The sequence below is a fragment of the Gemmatimonadales bacterium genome (assembly GCA_036279355.1).
In the GTDB taxonomy this organism is placed as follows: Bacteria; Gemmatimonadota; Gemmatimonadetes; order Gemmatimonadales; family GWC2-71-9; genus DASQPE01.
In genome coordinates, this window is the sequence record DASUJH010000051.1 from 44,355 (window position 1) to 64,874 (window position 20,520).

14 protein-coding genes and 2 tRNA genes are annotated in these 20,520 nt (G+C 67.8%); 14 read left to right on the forward strand and 2 right to left on the reverse strand.

Going from position 1 to position 20,520, the window contains the following annotated elements:
• Positions 1-31 precede the first annotated feature (31 nt).
• The 6 genes from clpB to VFW66_12775 all read left to right on the forward strand — a co-directional run bounded on the left by clpB (position 32) and on the right by VFW66_12775 (position 10,518).
• On the forward strand, positions 32-2,656 hold the full coding sequence (clpB, locus tag VFW66_12750) for an ATP-dependent chaperone ClpB (protein HEX5387569.1): 2,625 nt from the start codon (positions 32-34) through the stop codon (positions 2,654-2,656).
• Positions 2,649-3,116: a tRNA adenosine(34) deaminase TadA gene (gene tadA, locus VFW66_12755; protein HEX5387570.1), complete on the forward strand. Its 468-nt coding sequence runs from the start codon at positions 2,649-2,651 to the stop codon at positions 3,114-3,116. Before clpB ends, tadA begins: the two co-directional genes overlap by 8 nt.
• Positions 3,103-5,064, forward strand: a complete 1,962-nt coding sequence (locus VFW66_12760) for a sulfatase-like hydrolase/transferase (GenBank protein ID HEX5387571.1) — start codon at positions 3,103-3,105, stop codon at positions 5,062-5,064. The genes tadA and VFW66_12760 overlap by 14 nt, the downstream gene beginning before the upstream one ends.
• Positions 5,065-5,116: 52 nt before the next feature.
• A tRNA-Ser gene (locus VFW66_12765) sits at positions 5,117-5,203 on the forward strand.
• Positions 5,204-5,805: 602 nt separating this feature from the next.
• On the forward strand, positions 5,806-9,108 hold the full coding sequence (locus tag VFW66_12770) for a SusC/RagA family TonB-linked outer membrane protein (GenBank protein ID HEX5387572.1): 3,303 nt from the start codon (positions 5,806-5,808) through the stop codon (positions 9,106-9,108).
• Between the two features lie 102 nt (positions 9,109-9,210).
• On the forward strand, positions 9,211-10,518 hold the full coding sequence (locus VFW66_12775; protein ID HEX5387573.1) for a SusD/RagB family nutrient-binding outer membrane lipoprotein: 1,308 nt from the start codon (positions 9,211-9,213) through the stop codon (positions 10,516-10,518).
• A gap of 96 nt (positions 10,519-10,614) precedes the next feature.
• Here VFW66_12775 and VFW66_12780 read toward each other — a convergent pair whose 3' ends face one another.
• A complete protein-coding gene (locus VFW66_12780) occupies positions 10,615-11,076 on the reverse strand; it encodes a hypothetical protein (GenBank protein HEX5387574.1) in 462 nt (153 codons plus the stop codon).
• Positions 11,077-11,204: 128 nt separating this feature from the next.
• On the opposite strand from VFW66_12780, the gene VFW66_12785 reads away from it, so the two are divergent.
• The 4 genes from VFW66_12785 (at position 11,205) to VFW66_12800 (ending at position 16,713) form a co-directional block, all read left to right on the forward strand.
• Positions 11,205-11,672 (forward strand): hypothetical protein, encoded by a 468-nt coding sequence (locus tag VFW66_12785; GenBank protein HEX5387575.1) that lies wholly within the window; start codon positions 11,205-11,207, stop codon positions 11,670-11,672.
• 74 nt (positions 11,673-11,746) lie between these two features.
• Positions 11,747-12,742: a cysteine synthase A gene (gene cysK, locus VFW66_12790; GenBank protein HEX5387576.1), complete on the forward strand. Its 996-nt coding sequence runs from the start codon at positions 11,747-11,749 to the stop codon at positions 12,740-12,742.
• 68 nt (positions 12,743-12,810) lie between these two features.
• Positions 12,811-14,019, forward strand: coding sequence for an FAD-dependent oxidoreductase (locus VFW66_12795; GenBank protein ID HEX5387577.1), 1,209 nt, complete (start codon positions 12,811-12,813; stop codon positions 14,017-14,019).
• 537 nt (positions 14,020-14,556) lie between these two features.
• Positions 14,557-16,713 carry a glutamine synthetase III gene (locus tag VFW66_12800; protein HEX5387578.1) on the forward strand — a complete coding sequence of 719 codons (2,157 nt, stop codon included), beginning with the start codon at positions 14,557-14,559 and terminating at the stop codon, positions 16,711-16,713.
• Between the two features lie 105 nt (positions 16,714-16,818).
• Here VFW66_12800 and VFW66_12805 read toward each other — a convergent pair whose 3' ends face one another.
• The gene (locus tag VFW66_12805; GenBank protein HEX5387579.1) at positions 16,819-17,274 is read right to left on the reverse strand and encodes a hypothetical protein; all 456 of its coding nucleotides are present in this window, start codon (positions 17,272-17,274) and stop codon (positions 16,819-16,821) included.
• A 302-nt stretch (positions 17,275-17,576) separates the two neighbouring features.
• Between VFW66_12805 and VFW66_12810 the strand changes: the two genes are divergently transcribed.
• From VFW66_12810 to VFW66_12825, 4 genes are all read left to right on the forward strand, one after another.
• Positions 17,577-17,664 (forward strand) — tRNA-Ser (locus VFW66_12810).
• Positions 17,665-17,705: 41 nt separating this feature from the next.
• Complete coding sequence (pyrR, locus tag VFW66_12815) at positions 17,706-18,236, forward strand: bifunctional pyr operon transcriptional regulator/uracil phosphoribosyltransferase PyrR (protein HEX5387580.1); 531 nt, start codon at positions 17,706-17,708, stop codon at positions 18,234-18,236.
• A gap of 4 nt (positions 18,237-18,240) precedes the next feature.
• Entirely contained in the window at positions 18,241-19,206 is a 966-nt protein-coding gene (locus tag VFW66_12820; protein HEX5387581.1) for an aspartate carbamoyltransferase catalytic subunit, read from the forward strand.
• On the forward strand, positions 19,203-20,519 hold the full coding sequence (locus VFW66_12825; GenBank protein HEX5387582.1) for a dihydroorotase: 1,317 nt from the start codon (positions 19,203-19,205) through the stop codon (positions 20,517-20,519). Before VFW66_12820 ends, VFW66_12825 begins: the two co-directional genes overlap by 4 nt.
• Position 20,520 lies beyond the last annotated feature (1 nt).

Below are 20,520 nucleotides of genomic sequence, written 5' to 3' on the forward strand. Positions count from 1 at the left end.
GGGGCTCTCGGGCAGGCACTCGAGGGAGAAGATGATTCGTCCGGACCGATTGACCATCAAGGCGCAGGAAGCCTTTCGTGATGCGGGCGAGGATGCCCGCCGGCGGGGCAACCCCGTCATCAATGACGCGCACCTCTTCCTGGCGCTCCTCGACCAGGACGAGGGCGCGGTCCAGCCGCTCCTCCAGAAGGCTGGCCTCAACGTCGCGGCGTTGCGCGACGCCACCGAGCGCGAGATCGCGCGGTTTCCGACCCAGTCCGGCGGTGCCGAGCCCACGCTGAGCCGCGAGCTCAATCGGGTCTTCGACCGGGCCGAGCAGGAGGCCAGGTCGTTGGGCGACGCCTACGTCTCCACCGAGCACCTGCTGCTCGCACTGGTGGACGAGCGGAACACCACCGCGCGCGCGCTCATCACCGGCCAGGGCATCTCGCCCGAGGATCTCCGCGCCGCGCTCGAGGGCGTGCGCGGCTCGCATCGGGTCACCGACCAGACGCCGGAGGAGAAGTACCAGGCGCTCGAGCGCTATACGCGGAACCTCACCGACCTGGCCCGCACCGGAAAGCTCGACCCGGTGATCGGGCGCGACGAAGAGATTCGCCGGGTCATGCAGGTGCTCTCACGTCGCACCAAGAACAATCCCGTCCTGATCGGTGAGCCGGGCGTCGGCAAGACCGCCATCGTCGAGGGCCTGGCACAGCGCATCGTCCACGGCGACGTGCCCGAGGCGCTCCGGCACCGCGAGGTGGTGGCACTCGATATCGGCCAGCTCCTGGCCGGTGCCAAGTACCGCGGCGAGTTCGAGGAGCGGTTGAAGGCCGTGGTGAAGGAGCTTACCGCCAACGAGGGCCGGTTCATCACCTTCATCGACGAGTTGCACACGATCGTAGGCGCGGGCGCGGCCGAGGGTGCGGTGGACGCGAGCAACATGCTCAAGCCGCCGCTTGCCCGCGGCGAGCTGCACGTGATCGGCGCTACCACGCTCGACGAGTACCGCAAGCATATCGAGAAGGATGCGGCGCTGGAGCGCCGCTTCCAGCCGGTGCTGGTGCGAGAGCCGAGCGTGGCCGACACGATCGCGATTCTGCGCGGGCTCAAGGAGAAGTACGAGGTACACCACGGCGTCCGGATCACCGACAACGCGATCCTCGCCGCCGCCAGCCTGAGCGACCGCTACATCGGCGACCGCTTCCTCCCCGACAAGGCGATCGACCTGGTGGACGAGGCGGCGAGCCGGCTCCGCATCGAAATCGACAGCCTGCCCCAGGAAATCGACGAGGTCGAGCGCCGGCTCCTGCAACTCGAGATCGAGCGCCAGGCGTTGGTCAAGGAGAAGGACAAGGCGGCGGTGGAGCGCCGCGAGGGGCTGGAGCGCGAGATCGCCGGGTTGCGCGAGCAGAGCGCCGCCATGAAGGCCCAGTGGCAATCGGAGAAGCAGACGATCGGCGAGCTCCAGTCCAAGCGCGCCGAGGTCGAGGCGCTCCGCGGCGAGGTCGATCAGGCGAGCCGCCGCGGCGACCTCCAGCGCGCCGCGGAGCTGCGTTTCGGCCGCATCCCCGAGCTCGAGCGCCAGCTCGCGGAGCAGGAGGCGCGGCTCCACGAGGTGCAGGGGCGCGCCCAGTACCTGAAGGAAGAGGTGGACGACGAGGACATCGCGGAGATCGTGTCCCGCTGGACCGGCATTCCGGTGAGCAAGATGCTCGAGTCGGAGCGGGAGCGGCTCACCCGGCTGGAGGACGAGCTGGCGCGGCGCGTCGTGGGCCAGCGCGAGGCCGTGACCGCCGTAGCCAACGCGGTGCGCCGGAGCCGCGCCGGCTTGCAAGACCCCAATCGGCCGCTGGGCTCGTTCATCTTTCTCGGCCCCACCGGTGTCGGCAAGACGGAGACGGCCCGCGCGCTCGCCGAGTTTCTCTTCGACGACGAGCGCGCGCTCGTCCGGCTCGATATGTCGGAGTACATGGAGAAGCATGCGGTGGCGCGGATGATCGGTGCCCCGCCCGGATACGTGGGCTACGAGGAGGGCGGGCAGCTCACCGAGGCGGTGCGCCGGCGCCCCTACAGCGTGATCCTCTTCGACGAGATCGAAAAGGCCCACCCCGACGTCTTCAACCTGCTGCTCCAGATCCTCGACGACGGGCGGCTCACGGACAGCCAGGGGAGGGTGGTGGACTTCCGCAATGCCGTGATCATCATGACGTCGAACCTCGGCAGCCAGTACATCGTCGAGGCGGGCGCCGGCGTCACCGAAGAGCAGTGGGCGGCCATCGAGGAGCGGGTGCGGGACGAGCTGCGCAGAACCTTCCGGCCCGAGTTCCTGAATCGGGTGGACGACATCATCGTCTTCCGCCAGCTCACCCGGGAGGACCTGAACCACATCGTGGCGCTCCAGCTCGCGCGGATCGAGCGGATGCTGGCGCAGCGGCACCTGCACCTCCGGGTGACACCCGAGGCACGCGAGCTCCTGGCGAATCAGGGCTATGACCCGGTGTACGGTGCCCGTCCGCTCAAGCGGGTGCTGCAGCGCGAGCTGCAGAACCCGATCGCGCTGGAGCTCCTGGAAGGCCGGTTCCACGACGGCGACACGATCGTGGTGGCCCGCGAAGACGGCCGACTCCGCTTCGACCGCGCCACGTCGGAGGCCGGGGCCGCGGGTGCGTAGGGGCACCCCGTCCCCCGCCGACCTCGCGGGCATGGAGGCGGCGCTCCGGCTGGCCCGCGCCGCCACGGTGCGTGCGGAAGTCCCGGTGGGGGCCGTCATCATCCGCGAGGGCGAGTACCTGGCCGAGGCGCACAACGAAACCGTGCAGCGCCGCGACCCCACGGCCCATGCCGAGATGCTCGCGATCCGTCGCGCGCTCGAGCGCGTGGGCGAGGACCGGCTGCTCGACGCGACGCTCTACGTCACTCTCGAGCCTTGCGCGCAGTGCGCGGGCGCCATCGTGCTCACCAAGCTCTCGCGCGTGGTCTTCGGCGCCTTCGACCCCCGCACCGGCATGGCCGGCTCGGTTTACGATCTCCTTCGGCATCCAAAGCTGAACCACGGCGTGGAAGTGCTGGGGGGCTTGATGGGTCAGGAGTGCGGCGAGCTCCTGTTACGGTTCTTCCATGCGCGCCGGTAAAGGCGGCTCGGGCACGCTGCCCGCCGCCATCGGCGCGATCGGCTGGTGGTACCTCTTTCTCCTCATCCCCACGGTCGCGTTCCACGCCCATTTCCTGCGCGTGGGCGTCCGAGACAACACCTTCGGCGGCCTGCTCGACGCGGTCGCGCGGCGCGGGGGCGCGGGATGGCCGCGATCGGCCGCCGGCCTGCTGCGGTTTTTCCGCGCCGATGCCGTGGAGCTGGCGATCCTCGTCCCGGCCGCCTACCTGGTCGGGCACGTGCTGTTGCGGCTGCCGCGCGCCTGGGTGATCGGCGGGGGCACCTGCATCGCACTTCTGCTCCTGGCCGCCAACTATCTCGCGACGGTGGAAGTCCGCAGCCTCATCACGACCGAGCTCCTGGGCGAGAGCGTGAGCTGGGCGACGGGGCATCCGGATGTGCTCGGCCGCGTGGTCACGCCGCGGAAGCTCGCGCTTTTTCTTGTGCTGGGCCTCTGGCCCGTCGGGTTGCTGCTTCTCCTGCGCCGCCGCGATCGGCCGCGGTGGCCCCCGGCTCTCGATCGCGGGGCTGTGGCCCTGAGCGCGACGCTCGTCGGGGCGGCGCTGCTCGCGCCGGGGCCGGTGCTTGCGCCTTTCGGGAGCGAATCCACGGCAGGGCGGGGCTACTGGGTTCAGACGGCGCTTGCGCTCTGGAACATCGATCGCCACGACGCGCAAAAGGTGCAGCCCGAAAGTCGCGGCCAGTTGCTCGCAAGGTATCGGGCCGTCGCCTACCCGGGTGGTCGCGCGCCGACGGCCGAGCCGCTGGTCCGGCTCGCGGCGGCCGACCTGGTTCCCCGCCACATCGTCGTGATCGCCCTCGAGACTGCCCCGCGCAAGTACTACCCGATCATCGATAACCCCGCATTTCCCGGATTCCTGAGGATGGGAAGGCACGGCATCGTTTCGGAACACCACTACACCAACGGCCCGTTCACTACCCGGGCCATTTACGGGATCGCGAGCGGCACGTATCCCAAGCCGGGCCGATTCATCGTGGATTACGGCGACTTTTCGACCGACGGCATCGCGGCCACGTTCGGGCACCGCGGCTATGAGACCACGTTCATCGATTCGTATCGCATCGAATGGGATGTGGGCGTGCAGAATCGTCGCGAGCTGATTGATCTCGGCTTCACGCGTCTGCTGGAGGCCTCCGTCCGCCGGGCGCGGGGTGAGTCGTACTTCGGTCTCCTCGCCGACCGCGAGCACCAGGCCTTCGAGCGTGCCGCGGGCTGCGTCCTCGGCGCCCAGGCGCATGGTCGCAAGGCGCTGGTCCTGCTCGCGACGGCCCTCGGACATTTCGGTTGGCCGGCGCCGCCCGACCGGAGAGGCCGCCCGGCGGCCGAGCGGATTGGTGGGATTGCCCATGTGCTCGACGGGGAGATCGCCGGATTGCTCGACGCGTTCGACCGGGCCGGCCTCCGCGACAGTGTCATCGTGGTGGCCGTCGGCGATCATGGGCTGCGCTATCTCGCGGAATTCCAGGCGGTGGGTGAGCCGATGCGCCCCGGCGACCTGGCGTTCAACGTACCCTTCCTGCTCTACGCGCCCGGGATCTTCCGGACCCAGGTTCGCCTGCCATACATCACGTCCCACATCGATATCGCGCCCACGCTATTCCAGCTCACCGGGATTGCCACCGACTCGCTGCTGCTCCACGGCGAGTCGATGCTGGACCGCCGGCTTCAGGACCGGGTCACGTTCATGCTCAACGCACAGCTGAGCCCGGTCGACGCGTTCGACTGGTACGGCCGGTTCGTCACGGTGGATCATCTGTCCGGCCAGGTCACCGTCGAACCACCGGCGCTTGGCGTCGCGGCTCCCGCAACGGTGGACCGGCGCCTCGCGGGCGCGTTTTCCGCGGCACTCCTCCAGCAGGCAGGCGATGCCTTCACGGCCACGGCGGCGTATTTTCTAAGGCGGTAAAGGCGGCCCACCTTTCAGCCGGCAGTCGACCGTTATACCCTTCCCCCTCCAAGGACAGGTGTCCGAGTGGCTGAAGGAGCCGGTCTCGAAAACCGGTATACCCGCGAGGGTATCGTGGGTTCGAATCCCACCCTGTCCGCTAACCCGCCGTCTATTTATCCGCCCCGTCGGCATTTCATACACCGGCCAGCCAACTGTTTCGCCTAGAAACACGACACTTGGCCCCGTGCCAACCTGCACACCCCGCTGGTGTTGCGCACCTGTGGTCCGGACCGTACATTGAGCCGTCTCCAATGAGCAGTTCGCGCCCAACGCGTCGCTCTTAGGGGTAAGTCTCCCCAAGAAAACCAATGATGAAAGGCACCCGCATCAGATCGGGGCATTGTGCCGGTCGGCCGCTTGAAGTGAGCGCGCCGACGGGTTGAGCATATGTGGCCAGCGCCCCGGGATTTTCCCGGTTCGTCGGCCCACCGAATTCCCCGACGGCGCGGTGGTCATGCCGTCTCAGGGACTCTTTCAGCAGCGCAGTATGGAGTTTCGCCGCCTTCCACTAGATGCCGATGAGCGGCCGATGGTTGCAGCCGGAGGCAACGTACCCGGTGTGCGTCGGTCCCAGTCGCGAATTCACGTCCGGACCTGAGGTCCGGCAGGGTGTTCCGCGGGCGGAGCATCGCCCCGGAGCTGTAGTCCGCAGGTGTGGTTCGTTTGGCAGTTTCGTTCCCAAGACCACATGGAGGAGGCATGGCACCAGCACTTCGTCGGTTCTTCGCGAGCCTCGGAGCTCTGCTGTTGCTCCCCGCCGCGGGATTGATGGCCCAGCAGCAGGCGGCCGTCATTACCGGGACGGTGACGAGCGATAACGGGCGCCCGCTCGCGAACGCCACAGTGAGCCTTACCCAGCTCGGGCTGGGTGGCTCGACCCGGGAGGACGGGCATTACACGATCCTCGTCCCCGCCAACCGGGTCAGCGGTCAGCAGGTGACGGTCACGGCACGCGCGATCAACTACAAGCCGCAGACCACCACCGTCACTCTCGCCGAAGGTCAGATCACCCAGGACTTCTCGCTCGCCGCCAATCCCCTCCAGCTCGGTGAGCTGGTCGTGACCGGCGAGGGCACCACGAGCGAGGTGTCCAAGCTCGGCAACGTGCGCAGCAGCGTCTCCGGGCAGGAAATCACCCACAGCCAGGAGCCGAGCGTCATCAACGCGCTCTCGGCCAAGGCGCCGAACGTGGTCGTCACCTCGTCGTCCGGCGACCCCGGTTCCTCGGCGTTCATCCAGATCCGCGGTCCCCGCACCTATAGCGGCAGCACCCAGCCGCTCTTCGTCGTGGACGGGATGCCGGTCGACAACACCACGTACGCGACGTTCAACTTCGACGCGCTGGACGGCGAGGGGCCGATCACCGGCGGTAATACCCAGAGCCGTCTCACCGACATCAACCCGGCGGATATCGAGTCGGTCGAGATCCTGAAAGGGCCGTCGGCCAGCTCGATTTACGGCGCGTCCGCTGGCAACGGCGTCATCCTGATCACCACCAAGCACGGCCACGCCGGCCCGACCCGGTACTCCCTCCGCAGCTCGTTCGGCACCGACAACGCCAACAACTACATGACGCTGCAGCGGAGCTTCGGGCAGGGCACCAACAGTATCGCGCCGGCCCCGGGCGACTGCGACCGCAGCGGCGCGGCCATCTGCTTCCGGAGCTGGGGTCCGCAGCTCGCGGCGGGCACGCCGACGTTTGATCACGCGCGTGACCTGTTCACGACCGGGTTCAGCTCCGACCAGACGCTCACCATCTCGGGCGGCAACGACCGGACCACGTTCTTCATTTCCGGCAACAACCTGTATCAGAACGGCAGCGTGATCGGCAGCAACGACGTGCTGCGGCGGACCGCGGTCAAGCTGAGCGGCAGCCACCAGGCGTCGAACGCGATCAAGATCGGCGCGAACCTCAACTACTCCAAGACCGACGGCCGATTCATCGACCGCGGCAACAATACGAGCGGCATCCTGCTCGGATCGTACCGCACGCCGCCGGAGTACAACAACTTCGCCGATACCGCGACCACGAAGGTGGGTGCCACCAATCCGTCGTCGTTCATCATCCAGAAGCCGGACCCGGTGCTGGACTTCGGCAGCTCGCGGGTGTTCGACAACCCGGTGTTCGACATCAACAACATCCTCGACCAGTCCTCGAACCAGCGGGTATTCGGTAACGCGAACATCGAGGCAAGCCTCGCCAGTTGGCTCAAGCTGAACGAGACGATCGGCACCGATTACTACAACGACGACCGCGCCAATGCGCTGCCGATCAACGCTTCCTCGTTCCCGGCCGGCGACATCAAGAGCGGCAACATCACCAACTTCACGATCGACCAGGTGCTGACCGCCACCGCCACGTGGAAGAAGAGCGCCAACCTCGGCGGCACGTTCACCATCGGCCAGAACGTGAACGCCAACCGCCAGACCCTGCGGGGCACCACGGGACGTGGGTTCATCACTACGACCCCCTTCAACCTGCAGAACACGGTTACGCGTGATCCGATCATCGATCAGCAGTTCAAGACCCGCACGGTCGGCTACTTCGGCCAGGCGACGTTCGACATCGCCAACCAGCTTTACCTCACCGGTGCGCTGCGGTACGACGGCTCGAACACGTACAGCCCCGATAACCGCTACGCCTGGTTCCCCAAGGCGTCGATGGCGTGGAACTTCATCAAGGACCGCCCGACGTCGACGGTGAGCTACGCCAAGATCCGCGCCTCGTACGGTGAGGCCGGCGTCAACCCGCTCCCGTACGAGCTGCAGACGCTGGTGTCGCCGCAGGCCGGGTTCTTCTTCAACGGCGGCGTACAGGGTGTGGGCTTGAATCCGACCGAGAACGGCATCGGCGGCGTGTACACCCAGAGCACCAAGGGCGCCGACCAGTTGGTGCCCGAGCGCAGCAAGGAGTTCGAGACCGGGTTCGACGTGGGGCTCTTCGGCGACAAGTCCGACCTGAGCTTCACGTTCTATCAGGCCAAGACCGCCAATGTCATTCTGCCCTTCCCGTTGCCGCCTTCGACCGGCTTCCAGTTCCAGAACGCCAATGCCGGCCGCATCCGCAACCGCGGCATCGAGGTGAACCTCAACATCCGGCCGGTCACCAAGCGCGACTTTGCCTGGGACCTGGGCTTCCAGTTCGCCCGCAACCGGAACGACGTGCTGGGTCTGGGCGAGAATCCGCCCGACTTCCTGGAGCTGCCCGGCGCGTTCCTCGTGAGCCAGGGCCTTAGTGTGGGTCTGCCATACGGCTCACTCCGTGGCTCGGGCCTCATCCGTTGCGGTGTCTCTTCGTCCGGCGTGCTGCCCGACTTTGATGCGGCGTGCCAGGGCCAGCCCAAGGGCGCGCTCTACATCGGCGCCGACGGCTTCCCGATCCTGGATCCGAGCCCGACGATCATCGGCAACCCGAACGCCGACTGGACCGGCTCCGGCCGGACCTCGTTCCGGGTGAAGAATCTCACCCTGTCCGCCCTGGTCGACGTCCGCAACGGCGGCGACGTCTGGGACGGCACCCGCGGCGCCTTGTACAGCTACGGCACGCACAAGGACACCGAGCAGCGGGCTTCGTGCACCGACCGGAACGATCCCACCACCTGCACCGGCAACGTGCACACGTTCGGCCAGGACTTCTGGTTCATCGGCCCGACGGTCGGGCCCGGTGCCGGAACCCCGGTCTCCATCGGCGAGGGTTGGTACCGCAACACGGGCACCACGTTCGCCGGCGACGATGGCGACTTCATCGAGGATGGCGGCTTCATCCGCCTCCGCGAAGTGGCCTTGCAGTTGTCGCTCAATCAGCCCTGGGTGCGCAGGAGCCTCGGCCTGAGCAGCATCGACCTCCGGGTCGCGGGCCGGAACCTGCTGACCAGCACCAAGTACCGGGGCCTCGATCCGGAGACCAACCTGGGGCAGGCGCAGCAGGTGCGCCGCGGGCTCGACTACTTCAACACGCCCCAGAGCCGGTCGTTCAACTTCACCGTCACGCTTTCTCGCTAAGGGCGGAGGAATCAGATGTTCCGACTTTCGAAGCATCTCCTGACCGCCGCCCTCTGTGGGATTGCGGTCACCGGGTGCAGCGACTTTCTGAGCGGGCCGTCGGTGTCGACGGACCCGAACAACCCGTCGCAGGATCAGGCGACGGCCAATCAGCTATTCGCGGCATTCCAGGCGTCGCAGTACTCGACGTTCGAAGGGACGATGGCCTACACCGTCTGCATCTGGATGCAACAGTGCCTCGGCATCAACGGGCGCTTCCTGGAGCAGCAGGGCACCGACTACCAGATGGACGACGGAACGTTCGATGCCGCGTTCTTTGCGGTGTACCAGGGAGGTGGCTTGATCGATCTCCGAACGATCCAGGCCAAAACCGACAAGGTGGATCCGTTCTATAACGGAGTCGCCAAGATCTGGGAGGCGCTGATCATCAGCGAGGCCGCCGACAAGTGGGGAGATATTCCCTACTCCGAGGCAGTGTCAGCCGCCAAGACCCCCAAGCTGGACAAGCAGCTGGACGTCTATGCGGCGCTCGAGACATTGCTCGATGCTGCGATTGCCGAGATTCCGGCTGACGGGGCTGGCGGACCGAGTGTGGTCGACTTTTCCTACGGTGGTCTCCCCTCGGCCCAGGCGCAGGCTGCCGCCTGGGTTGCCCTGGCCCATACGCTCAAGGCCCGCATTCTCCTTCACCAGGTTGCGGTGAATGGCGGGGCCAAGGCAGGCAACGCGTTCTATACCCAGATCGCTGTCGAAGCGGCGAAGGGTGTGGCCGTGGATGGCTCGCAGGACTTCAACGCCGTCGTGGGTGGGGCGGATCCGACCACGTCCAACGGCTGGAACCAGTTCTTCAGCGTCAGCGGGTTCGGCTCGGATCTGATCGCGAGTAACACGCTGATCAACTTCATGAACGCGAACAACGACACTCGGCGGACGCAGTACTTCGCCGCGCCGACGCCGACCCCGCTGGCCGCGCAGATCGATGGCAGCCCGCGGACCGCTCCGAATTTTGCGCAGCCGTGGGTCACCGGAGAGGAAAACGCGTTGATCCTGGCGGAAGCCGAGCTGCTTCGGCCGGGCGGCAATCCCGCGCTCGCGGCCACGCTCGTCAACAACATCAGGACGGCGCATGGCGAGCCGGTGCTTGGGGCGGTCACGCTGCGCAATATCATCGAAGAGAAGTGGGTTTCGCTGTTCCAGAACTACGAGATCTGGAACGACTATAAGCGCACGGGGTGCCCCGACCTGACGCCGACGTTCAATGAGCCCAAGTTCGGCGGCCTCATCCCGCGCCGGCTCTTCTACGGACTGACCGAGGAGAGCAGCAACCCCAACATCCCGGACGTTGGCACGCAGCTCGCCAACGGGTTCCGCAACGCGAACGACCCGGGTCCGCAGACGTGCCCGCCCTGATCCTCGGGGTGGGATGCGGGAACCGGTAAACGCAGGTAGCAGAAGCGAGACGGTCCGCCTTCGGGCGGGCCGTTCTCGCTTGCGGAGGTTTGGCGGTCAGTAAACGCTGACGGAGGATCGCGACAACTGGCTCTCCAGATGCCATTCGACCGACTCGCCGGGGAGGACCGTCAGCACGTCGGTCACCGTACCGGCGCCGGAGCCGACGGGATCGGCCACGAGGCGGATGGCCCGGCCCTGGCCAATCATCCAGCGCGGAAGGACGAAGTTGCCGGTGGAGGCCGCCGTCACGTCGCCCACACGGGTAGATTCCCCGTCGTGCACCACGTACACCACCACGTCGAGCCAGTGGCTGTTCTGCACGATGAGCGCGATCGGCGTGTCCGGGTCAACGTTGGGAACGGTTTCCGGCGAGTTGTGGCCGCCGCACGCTGCCAACCCCATGACCAGCGCCAGCGGCAGGGCGGTGCGGATCAGTGCGGCGCGCAGAGCGGCGGCCCGGAGCCGCCGCGGGCGGCGCTCGTCGCCGCGCCGGCCGGGCTGGGTGGACAGGAGCATTGAGGACCCCTCGAATGGGTCGTATCGTTCAGCCGTGCATTCAACATGGGCTGGCACGTCACCGGCGTCCAGAGCTTGGCGCGCGCCGGCTGCACGCCTCAGTACCTACTTACGAGCGGGAGGAGCACGTGGTCTTAATCTGTCGTGGCGCGGCTCGCGCCATTGCCATCGCCGCCGGTATCACGGCTGCGGCCGGCTGCTATCGCTACGAGGCGGTCACGGGGCCGGCCCCGGTTGCTGGACAGGACATCCGCGCCGACCTCTCGTCTGCAGGCACCAGCCAGGTTAGAACCCATTTCGGACCCAACGTCGCCCAAGTCGACGGCAAGGTGCTCGACATCCGGTCGGATACCTTGCTCCTGGCCGTCACCGCCGCGCGCACGCAGGACGGGTTCACCATCGAAGTGCCGAGTGACACCGTGGCGCTGCCCCGCGCGGCGGTAACATCCGTCTCCAAGCGCAGCTTTGCGCTTGGCCAATCCGCTCTGGTCGGCGGACTCCTGGCGGGCGGAGCAGTTGGCGCGGTCGCGATCCTTGGCTCGAGCGATGCCGGCGGGTTCAGCCAACGGCCACCGGGGCCCGTTTCGGGAAAGTGACCGGCGCTTGACTCGCCTTCCGGGCGCTCGTAAGGTGGGATGTCACCGACGGACATCCCACCTGCGAGGCCCCCATGCCCCACGGCACCATCTATAGGAACGTTACCGAGACCGTCGGCAACACGCCGCTGATCTATCTCAACCGATTGGCCGCCGGCCTCCCGGCCCGCGTCGCCGTAAAGCACGAGGGCTTCAATCCGTTCAACTCGGTCAAGGACCGCATCGGCATGGCGATGATCCAGGACGCCATCGACGCGGGACGCCTCCGACCGGGGATGATCATTGTCGAGCCCACAAGCGGCAACACCGGAATCGGGCTCGCCTACGTGGCCGCTGCACTCGGCTATAGCTCCATCTTCACCATGCCGGACACGATGACTGCCGAGCGGCGCAACATGCTCCGCGCTCTGGGCGCGAAGGTCGTGCTCACCGAGGGCGCCAAGGGGATGAAGGGCGCCATCGCACGGGCCGAGGAGATCCTCGCACGCCTGGGCGACAAGGGCTGGATGCCGCGCCAGTTCGATAACCCCGCCAATCCCGCCATCCACTACCGCACCACCGGCCCCGAGATCTGGGCCGACACTGCTGGCGCGGTCGACATTTTCGTGTCGGGCGTCGGCACCGGAGGTACGATTACTGGTGCCGGTCGCTACCTGCGCGAGAAAAAGCCGAGCATCCGTATCGTGGCGGTCGAGCCGGCCGAGAGCCCGGTCCTCTCCGGCGGTGCGGCGGGGCCGCACAAGCAGCAGGGGCTCGGCGCCGGATTCATTCCCAACATTCTCGACACCGGGATTTACGACGACGTAATTCAGGTGACGAACGGAGATGCCATCGCCACCACGCGCCGCCTGGCCCGCGAAGAGGCGATCTTTGCCGGCATCTCGACGGGCTCGATCACTTGGGCGGCGCTCGAGCTGGCACGGCAGGCGGCCAACGCGGGCAAGCTGATCGTCTCAATCGGCTGCGATTTCGGCGAGCGCTATCTCTCGAATCCCGTCTATGCCGATCTGCCCGACCGGGGCGACGCCGAAATTGACGCAGCGCTCGGCATGCAGCCGGCGATGGCCTGAGGCCAGGCACGCATGCCCCGGACGCACCGCGCATGACGCGATGCGCGTGACGCAAAGCGCCTGACCCCGTGCACGTCGTCGTAATCGGCGCCGGCGCGTTCGGCGGATGGACGGCGCTGCACCTGCGTCGAAATGGCGCGCGGGTGACGTTGCTCGACGCGTGGGGCCCGGGCAACTCGCGGGCAAGCTCGGGCGGTGAAACCCGCGTCATCCGGCTCATCTACGGCGGCCAGCGCCGTTACGTCGAGCTCACCATTCGGGCTTTCGAGCTCTGGTGGCAGCACGAGGAGCGCTGGCGGCACCGGCTCTACCAGCGCACCGGTGCGCTCTGGCTGTTCGGGGAGAATTGCCCCGACGGAGACGCCTACGCCCGTAATGCTCTCCCGCTCATCGACGATCCCGATTTTCGCATCGCCAAGATCCCGCTCGAGCAGCTTCGGGCGTCCTATCCCGCCATATCCACCCACGGGCTTCGGAGCGCGTTCTTCGAGCACGAAGCGGGATATCTGCTGGCGCGCGATGCGTGCGCCGCCGTCTGCGAGGGATTTGTGGCCGAGGGCGGCGAGTACCGGCGCGAGGCGGCACGGCCGGGGCGCATCGCGGGAGGCGCAATGCACGCGGTGATGCTGGGCGGAGGCGCCACGCTCCGCGCCGATGCGTTCGTGTTCGCCTGCGGGCCGTGGCTCGGCCGGCTCTTTCCCGAGGTGATCGGCGACCGGATCCGGCCCACCCGGCAGGAGGTGCTATTCTTCGGCACGCCGCCGGGCGCCGCGGCGTACGACGAATCTTCGCTCCCGGTCTGGCTCGAGCATGGCGAGCGGTTCGTCTATGGCATCCCCGGCGACGGGCGCCGCGGCTTCAAGCTGGCGGATGATACGCGCGGCGGCCCGATCGACCCCACGTCGGATGATCGCGTGGTCTCGCCCGAGGCGGTGGCACGGGCGCGGGCGTTTCTCGCGCGCCGGTTCCCGGCGCTCGCGGCGGCACCGCTCGTCGAATCACGGGTCTGCCAGTACGAGCAGACGCCCGACGGCGACTTCATCCTCGACCGGCACCCCGCGGCCCATAACGTCTGGCTCGCGGGCGGCGGGTCGGGTCACGGGTTCAAGATGGGCCCGGCGGTCGGCGAGCTGGTGGCGCGGATGGTGCTCGGGCGGGCCGAGCCGGAGGCGGAGTTCGTATTGCGGCGCTTGGTACCGGGTCAGACTGTTCGGACCGGGGCTGCGACGGGTCCATCGAGCCCGTCGCGCCTTGCAGCCGAAACCAGTCGACCGTAACGGCGATCGCGCAGATCACGATGGCAATCGCGTTCACCGCGCACCAGGGGCAAAAGCTGCGGAGCGTCACGAACTCCGCGTACTTGAGGCGGATGGTGAAGAGCAGGGCGGGGTAGATGAGCGCCATCATGGCGAGCGCAGGCCAGCGTGCGCGCACGAACCTGGGCTGGAGCGAGATGAGGCTCAGCACGACGATGGCCGCGTAGCCGAGTGCGCCGATGAGCGCGACATCTACGCCCAGGAAGGAGCCCGCGGCGCTCGTCTGCACCGTCTCGCAACCACCTCCGTTGGCGCAGGCCAACTGTCCCACCAGCCCGAGCTTCCAGAGGTGCAGGTAGAGCGCCACCAGCCCTGATATCAGACTGGCCAGCGCGATCGTCATGCGGGCCTTCATCGATACCTCGGTTCAGCGGTTCGCGTCACTGGGTCGGCACGTGATCGGGACGGCCTGAATGAATATGCGCCTTCCGGCCCGATGATGTATTTTGTCTCGTTCCCCGAGCCCTTGGCCCACTTTCGCATGAGGTAGCACCGCCCGTGAGCAACCCTCGCAACGGCGCCCGGCCCGGCACCGCCGCGGCCGATCGGGTCGACAGCATCTTCGGCAGCGACACCTTCTCGCGCGCCAACATGCGGCAGCGGCTCCCGAAGGAGACCTACCGCAGCCTGATCCGCACCATCGATCGGGGCGAGCCGCTCGACCCGCAGGTGGCGAGCGTCGTCGCCGCCACGATGAAGGACTGGGCCATCGAGAACGGAGCGACCCACTACACCCATTGGTTCCAGCCGCTCACCGGCCTCACGGCGGAAAAGCACGACTCGCTCATCTCGCCCGACGGCAACGGCGGCGTGGTGTTCAACTTCTCCGGCACCGAGCTGGTGCAGGGCGAACCCGATGCGTCGAGCTTTCCCTCGGGCGGCCTCCGCGCCACCTTCGAGGCCCGCGGCTACACCGCGTGGGACGCCACGAGCCCCGCGTTTCTCATGCGCAATCAGAACGTGGTGACGCTCTGCATTCCGACCGCGTTCGTCTCCTGGACCGGCGAGGCGCTCGACACCAAGATACCGCTGCTCCGCTCGATGGAGGCGCTCTCCAAGCAGGCGCTCCGTATCCTCCGGATCTTCGGCACCGACGAGGGCATCTCGCGGGTGTTCACCACGGTGGGACCCGAGCAGGAATACTTCCTGGTGGACCGCGAGATTTTCTTCCGGCGCCCCGACCTCGTCACCTGCGAGCGCACCGTATTTGGCGCCAAGCCGCCCAAGGGCCAGCAGCTCGAGGACCACTACTTCGGCAGCATTCCGCCGCGGGTGCTCGGGTTCATGGGCGAGGCCGAGGGGGAACTTTATCGCCTGGGCGTCCCGGTCAAGACCCGGCACAACGAGGTGGCGCCCGGCCAATACGAAATCGCGCCGCTTTTCGAGGCGAGCCACATCGCGAGCGACCACCAGATGGTGGTAATGGAAACCCTCAAGCGCGTCGCGCTCCGGCACGGGCTGGTGGCGCTGCTGCACGAGAAGCCGTTCGCCGGTGTGAACGGGTCGGGCAAGCACAACAACTGGTCGATGTCCACCGATACCGGCGTCAACCTGCTCGACCCGCGCGACGAGACCCACACCAATCTCGAGTTCCTGGTCTTCCTCTGCGCGGTCATCCGCGCGGTCGATCTCCACGCCGATCTGCTCCGGAGCTCGATCGCCTCCGCCGCGAACGACCACCGGCTCGGCGCCAACGAGGCGCCGCCGGCCATCATCTCGATCTTCCTCGGCAGCATGCTGACGGACATCCTGGCGCAGATCGAGAAGGGCCAGCCCAAGCGCACGCTGCGCGGCGGCACGCTCGATCTGGGCGCGCGCACGCTGCCCCAGCTCCCGCGTCACTCGGGCGACCGCAACCGGACCTCGCCCTTCGCGTTCACCGGCAACAAGTTCGAATTCCGCGCCGTGGGTTCGAGCCAGAGCATCGCGTGGCCCAACACCGTGCTCAACACGATCGTGGCCGAGTCGCTCGACTACATGGCGACCGAGCTGGAGCGCGCGCTCGGCGCCAAGCCCACGGCGGCCAAGCTGCAGACGAGCGTGCTGGCCCTGCTCAAGCGCACCATCAAGGCGCATAAGCGCGTCATCTTCGACGGCGACAACTACGCGCCCGAGTGGCACGAGGAGGCCAAGCGGCGCGGCCTCCCGATGCTGCAGGATTCGGTCGAGGCCTTCCCCGTGCTCAAGGCGAAGAAGAACGCCGACCTCTTCAAGAAGTACGGCGTGCTCAACCGGGCCGAGGTCGAGTCGCGCGTGCACGTGACGGTCGAGAAATACGTGAAGCAGCTCGTGATCGAGGGCGAGACGATGGTCTCGATCGCACGGACCCAGATCCTGCCGGCGGCGCTCGCGCATCAGGAGCGGCTGGCCCGGGCGGTGGCCGCGACGGAAGGCGCCGGCGTCCGCACGCCGGACGGTCAGGCGGCGCTACAGAGTTTCGTGGAGCGGGTGGGGGAGCTGCGTAACGCGGCGGCCGATCTCGAGCGCGCGCTGGGCGAACATCACGACGATCCGATGCGTCACGCCCAGCAGATCAAGGCATCGGTGAAGCCGGCCATGGCGCGCCTTCGGGCGGTGGTCGACGGGCTCGAGACGGTGGTGAGCGCGGATCTCTGGCCGCTGCCGACGTATCGGGAGTTGTTGTTCTTGAAGTAAGGGGCGGGCGGACAGGCGATCGGGCGGTCGGGCGGGCAGTGAGCCAGGCAATTCAGCACCGCATACCTGCCGACTCAGTTGCCCTCTGACCGCCCGTCCTCCCGCCTACTTCGGCCAGCCGCGCGGGCGCTCGCGAGTGAGTAGAAAGAGCTCGGTGGGACAGGCTGCCGGCGTGATCACTCCGGCCATTGCCTGAAAGGCGGCGGCGTCGCCAGCGTTCGCGCCGGGATCGAAGTAGACCGCCATCGCCTCCACGAGCGGCGGCCGGTCGGGGCGCTGCAGCTCGTCGGGGTCGGGCTCGGTCAGCGCCTCGCGGCACTCGAGCGTCACCCGCACCGCGCCGTCGAGCCAACAGGGGAGCCCCGCCAGGTCCCGCAGCAAGCGCTCGGTCAGCAGAAAACTCTCGCCACCCTGGGTCACGCAGCCAAAGCGGAACCGGCCGCGCTCGTTGCGCCGGTGGATGACGGCACCCCACCGGAACGCGGGCCGCTCGTTCACGTGCCAATCCATGACTCTTACGAGTTGTTCGCGCAGCGCTTCGACGACGAGGGGGGACTGCATAACACGACGCTCCGGCAAGATGTTGCCCGTCGAGGGGCCGCAACCGGGTCGGCGCGCCAAGTTCAGCATAAGGCGGGCCATTTGTTGCACGCGGGCCCGGGCCGGCTCTTACTCGTTGAATAATCCCATCTTTCATCGCCCTTAGTCGTGCCGTGAGTCACACGCCGGCAGCCTCTCCGGCCACGCCGGCCGGGCGTTTCTCCACGCGCGGAATCGGATTGCGACGCGGTACCGCCGGATGGCGGGGCGACGCTCCGCCGCCGGATATAGATTGTGGCGCGGCTCACGCCGCTTACCCATCGGGACAGGTGGCCGAGTGGTTGAAGGCGCACGCCTGGAGAGCGTGTAAACGTCAAAAGCGTTTCGCGGGTTCGAATCCCGCCCTGTCCGTTGCGAAGCCCGGCAACCTCGGCTAGCTTCCTCTCCCCGAGATGCCAACCCGGACCCTCCTCCTCGACGACCGCGCAATCGGCCGCGCTTTGGCGCGCATGGCATCGGAAATTGTCGAGCGCTGCCACGGGACCGAGGACCTCGTGCTCGTGGGCATTCAGCGCCGCGGCGTGGAGCTGGCGAGCCGGCTCACCGGGCTCATCGGGCAGGGCGAAGGTGCCGCCGTTCCGGTGGGCAAGCTCGACATCACCCTCTATCGCGACGATCTCCAGACGGTGGGCCCCCGGCCCGTGGTCGGCGAAACCAGCCTGCCGGACCTCGACGGAAAGACCGTGGTGATCGTGGATGACGTGCTCTACACCGGGCGCACGGTGCGCGCGGCCCTCGACGAGTGCGCCGACTTCGGGCGGCCCCGCCGCATCCTGCTCTGCGTGCTGATTGACCGGGGCGGGCGTGAGCTGCCGATCCAGGCCGACATCAGCGGCGCGAGTGTGACGACCACCGCGGGCGACCGCGTGGACGTCTTCGTGAGCGAGCTCGACGGCCGCGATGCCGTCGAGCTGGTGCGGTGACGCCGTGACCTCCGCGGCCCTCGGCAAGGACCTGATCGGGCTCGAGCACCTGACGCCCGCGCAGCTCGAGCTGATCCTCGACACCGCCGAGCCGTTCAAGGAAGTGAGCGAGCGGCCGATCAAGAAGGTTCCGGCGCTCCGCGGCAAGACGATCGTCAATCTCTTCTTCGAGCCGTCGACCCGCACCCGGATCTCGTTCGAGTTTGCCGAGAAGCGGCTGAGCGCGGACACGGTGAACGTGTCACCGCAGGGCTCGTCCGTCTCCAAGGGCGAGACACTGGTCGACACCGCGCGCAACCTCGAGGCGATGCGGATCGACATGGTGGTGATCCGGCACGGCGCGTCGGGCGCGGCCCAATTCCTGGGCTCCCGGATCCGGTCCAACGTCATCAACGCGGGCGACGGCAAGCACGAGCACCCGACCCAGGCGCTGCTCGACATGCTCACCCTGCGCGATCATTTCGGGCGCCTCGCGGGGCTCAAGGTCGCGATCTGCGGCGACATTCTGCACAGCCGGGTGGCGCGGAGCAACATCTGGGGACTCCTCAAGCTCGGCGCCCAGGTGGGCGTCTGCGGTCCCGCCACGCTCCTGCCTCGGAACATCGAAGCGCTCGGCGTCGCGGTACTGCCGCGGATTGAAGACGCGATCCAGTGGGCCGACGCGCTCAACGTGCTGCGCCTGCAGCTCGAGCGGATGCAGACCGGGTTCATTCCCTCTTTGCGCGAGTACAATCGGGTCTTCGGTGTCACCAGCGAGCGGCTCGCGCGGGCGCCAAAGGATCTGCTCATCCTCCACCCGGGCCCGATGAACCGCGGCGTCGAGATCGACAGTGACGTCGCCGACGGCCCGCACAGCGTGATCCTGCCGCAGGTGACGAACGGCGTCGCGGTCCGCATGGCGGTGCTCTACCTGCTGGCGGGCGGCGCGCCGGACTGGGCTCAGGCGGCCGGCCGCGGGGAGGACCATTGAGCGGGATTCTGATCCGGGGCGGGCAGGTGATCGATCCATCACGCGGCGGCGCCGTCGCGGACGCGGCGGCCAACGGCGTGGCGGACGTCTATCTGCTGGACGGGCGGGTCGAGGCGGTCGGGCGAAACCTTGGGGGAGCGAGCGGCATCGCGGGCGCGATGGTGGTGGACGCGACCGGCCAGGTCGTGTGCCCCGGCCTCATCGACGTGCACGTGCACCTGCGCGAGCCGGGACAGGAGGATCTCGAGACCGTGGCGAGCGGCTCGATGGCCGCGGCCGCCGGCGGGTTCACCGCGGTCTGCGCCATGCCCAACACCGATCCCGTCTGCGACAACCAGGGCGTCGTGGGCTTCATCAAGGCGCAGGCGCAGCGCGCGGGCAAGGCGCGGGTCTATCCGATCGGCGCCATCTCGCTCGGGCAGAGGGGGCAGCAACTGGCGGAGTTCGGCGAGCTGGTGGGCGCGGGCGCCGTCGCGGTGAGCGACGACGGGAAGCCGGTGGTCTCGAGTCACCTCATGCGCACCGCGCTCGAGTACGCCAAGACGTTCGGCATCCCCGTCGCCGACCACTGCGAGGACCCAACGCTCTCGGCCGGCGGCGTGATGCACGAGGGCTTGGTGGCGACTCGGCTCGGTCTCAAGGGGATTCCGGCGGCGGCCGAAGAGATCATGGTCGCACGCGACATCCTTCTGGCCGAGCTCACCGGTGGGCACGTGCACCTCTGCCACATGTCGACGCGCGGCTCGGTCGAGCTGATCCGCCGAGCCAAGGAGCGGGGCATTCGGGTCACGGCCGAGGCCACGCCGCACCACTTCTCGCTCACCGACCTGGCCTGCGAGGGCTACGACACCAACGCCAAGATGAACCCGCCGCTCCGCGAGGCCGAGGACCGTGAAGCGATTCGGCAGGCGCTTCGGGACGGGACGATCGACGTGATCGCGACCGACCACGCGCCGCACCACTACGATGCAAAGGAGCGCGAGTTCGACGACGCGCCGAACGGGATCATCGGGCTGGAGACGGCGCTCGGGCTTGCCGTCACCGAGCTGGTCGAAAGCGGCCTTCTCACGCTGCCCGAGTTGGTGAAGCGGATGAGCACGCTCCCGGCGCGGGTGTTCGGGCTGCCGGGCGGCACGCTGGCGCCGGGCGCGCCGGCAGACGTGACCGTGTTCGACCCCACTGCGCAGTGGACGGTGCGGCCCGACGAGTCGTTCTCGAAAAGCCGGAACACGCCCTTTGCCGGGCGGGAGCTCACGGGGCGCGCCACGCTCACGATCGTGCGGGGACAGGTCGTCTACCAGCGGGGCGATTGAC

Bases quoted from the DNA above. Each gene is read 5' to 3' on its own strand.
- clpB (HEX5387569.1), top strand. From the start codon at position 32: ATGATTCGTCCGGACCGATTGACCATCAAGGCGCAGGAAGCCTTTCGT.
- VFW66_12760 (HEX5387571.1), top strand. From the start codon at position 3,103: ATGCGCGCCGGTAAAGGCGGCTCGGGCACGCTGCCCGCCGCCATCGGC.
- VFW66_12770 (HEX5387572.1), top strand. From the start codon at position 5,806: ATGGCACCAGCACTTCGTCGGTTCTTCGCGAGCCTCGGAGCTCTGCTG.
- VFW66_12780 (HEX5387574.1), bottom strand. From the start codon at position 11,076: ATGCTCCTGTCCACCCAGCCCGGCCGGCGCGGCGACGAGCGCCGCCCG.
- cysK (HEX5387576.1), top strand. From the start codon at position 11,747: ATGCCCCACGGCACCATCTATAGGAACGTTACCGAGACCGTCGGCAAC.
- VFW66_12805 (HEX5387579.1), bottom strand. From the start codon at position 17,274: ATGCAGTCCCCCCTCGTCGTCGAAGCGCTGCGCGAACAACTCGTAAGA.
- pyrR (HEX5387580.1), top strand. From the start codon at position 17,706: ATGCCAACCCGGACCCTCCTCCTCGACGACCGCGCAATCGGCCGCGCT.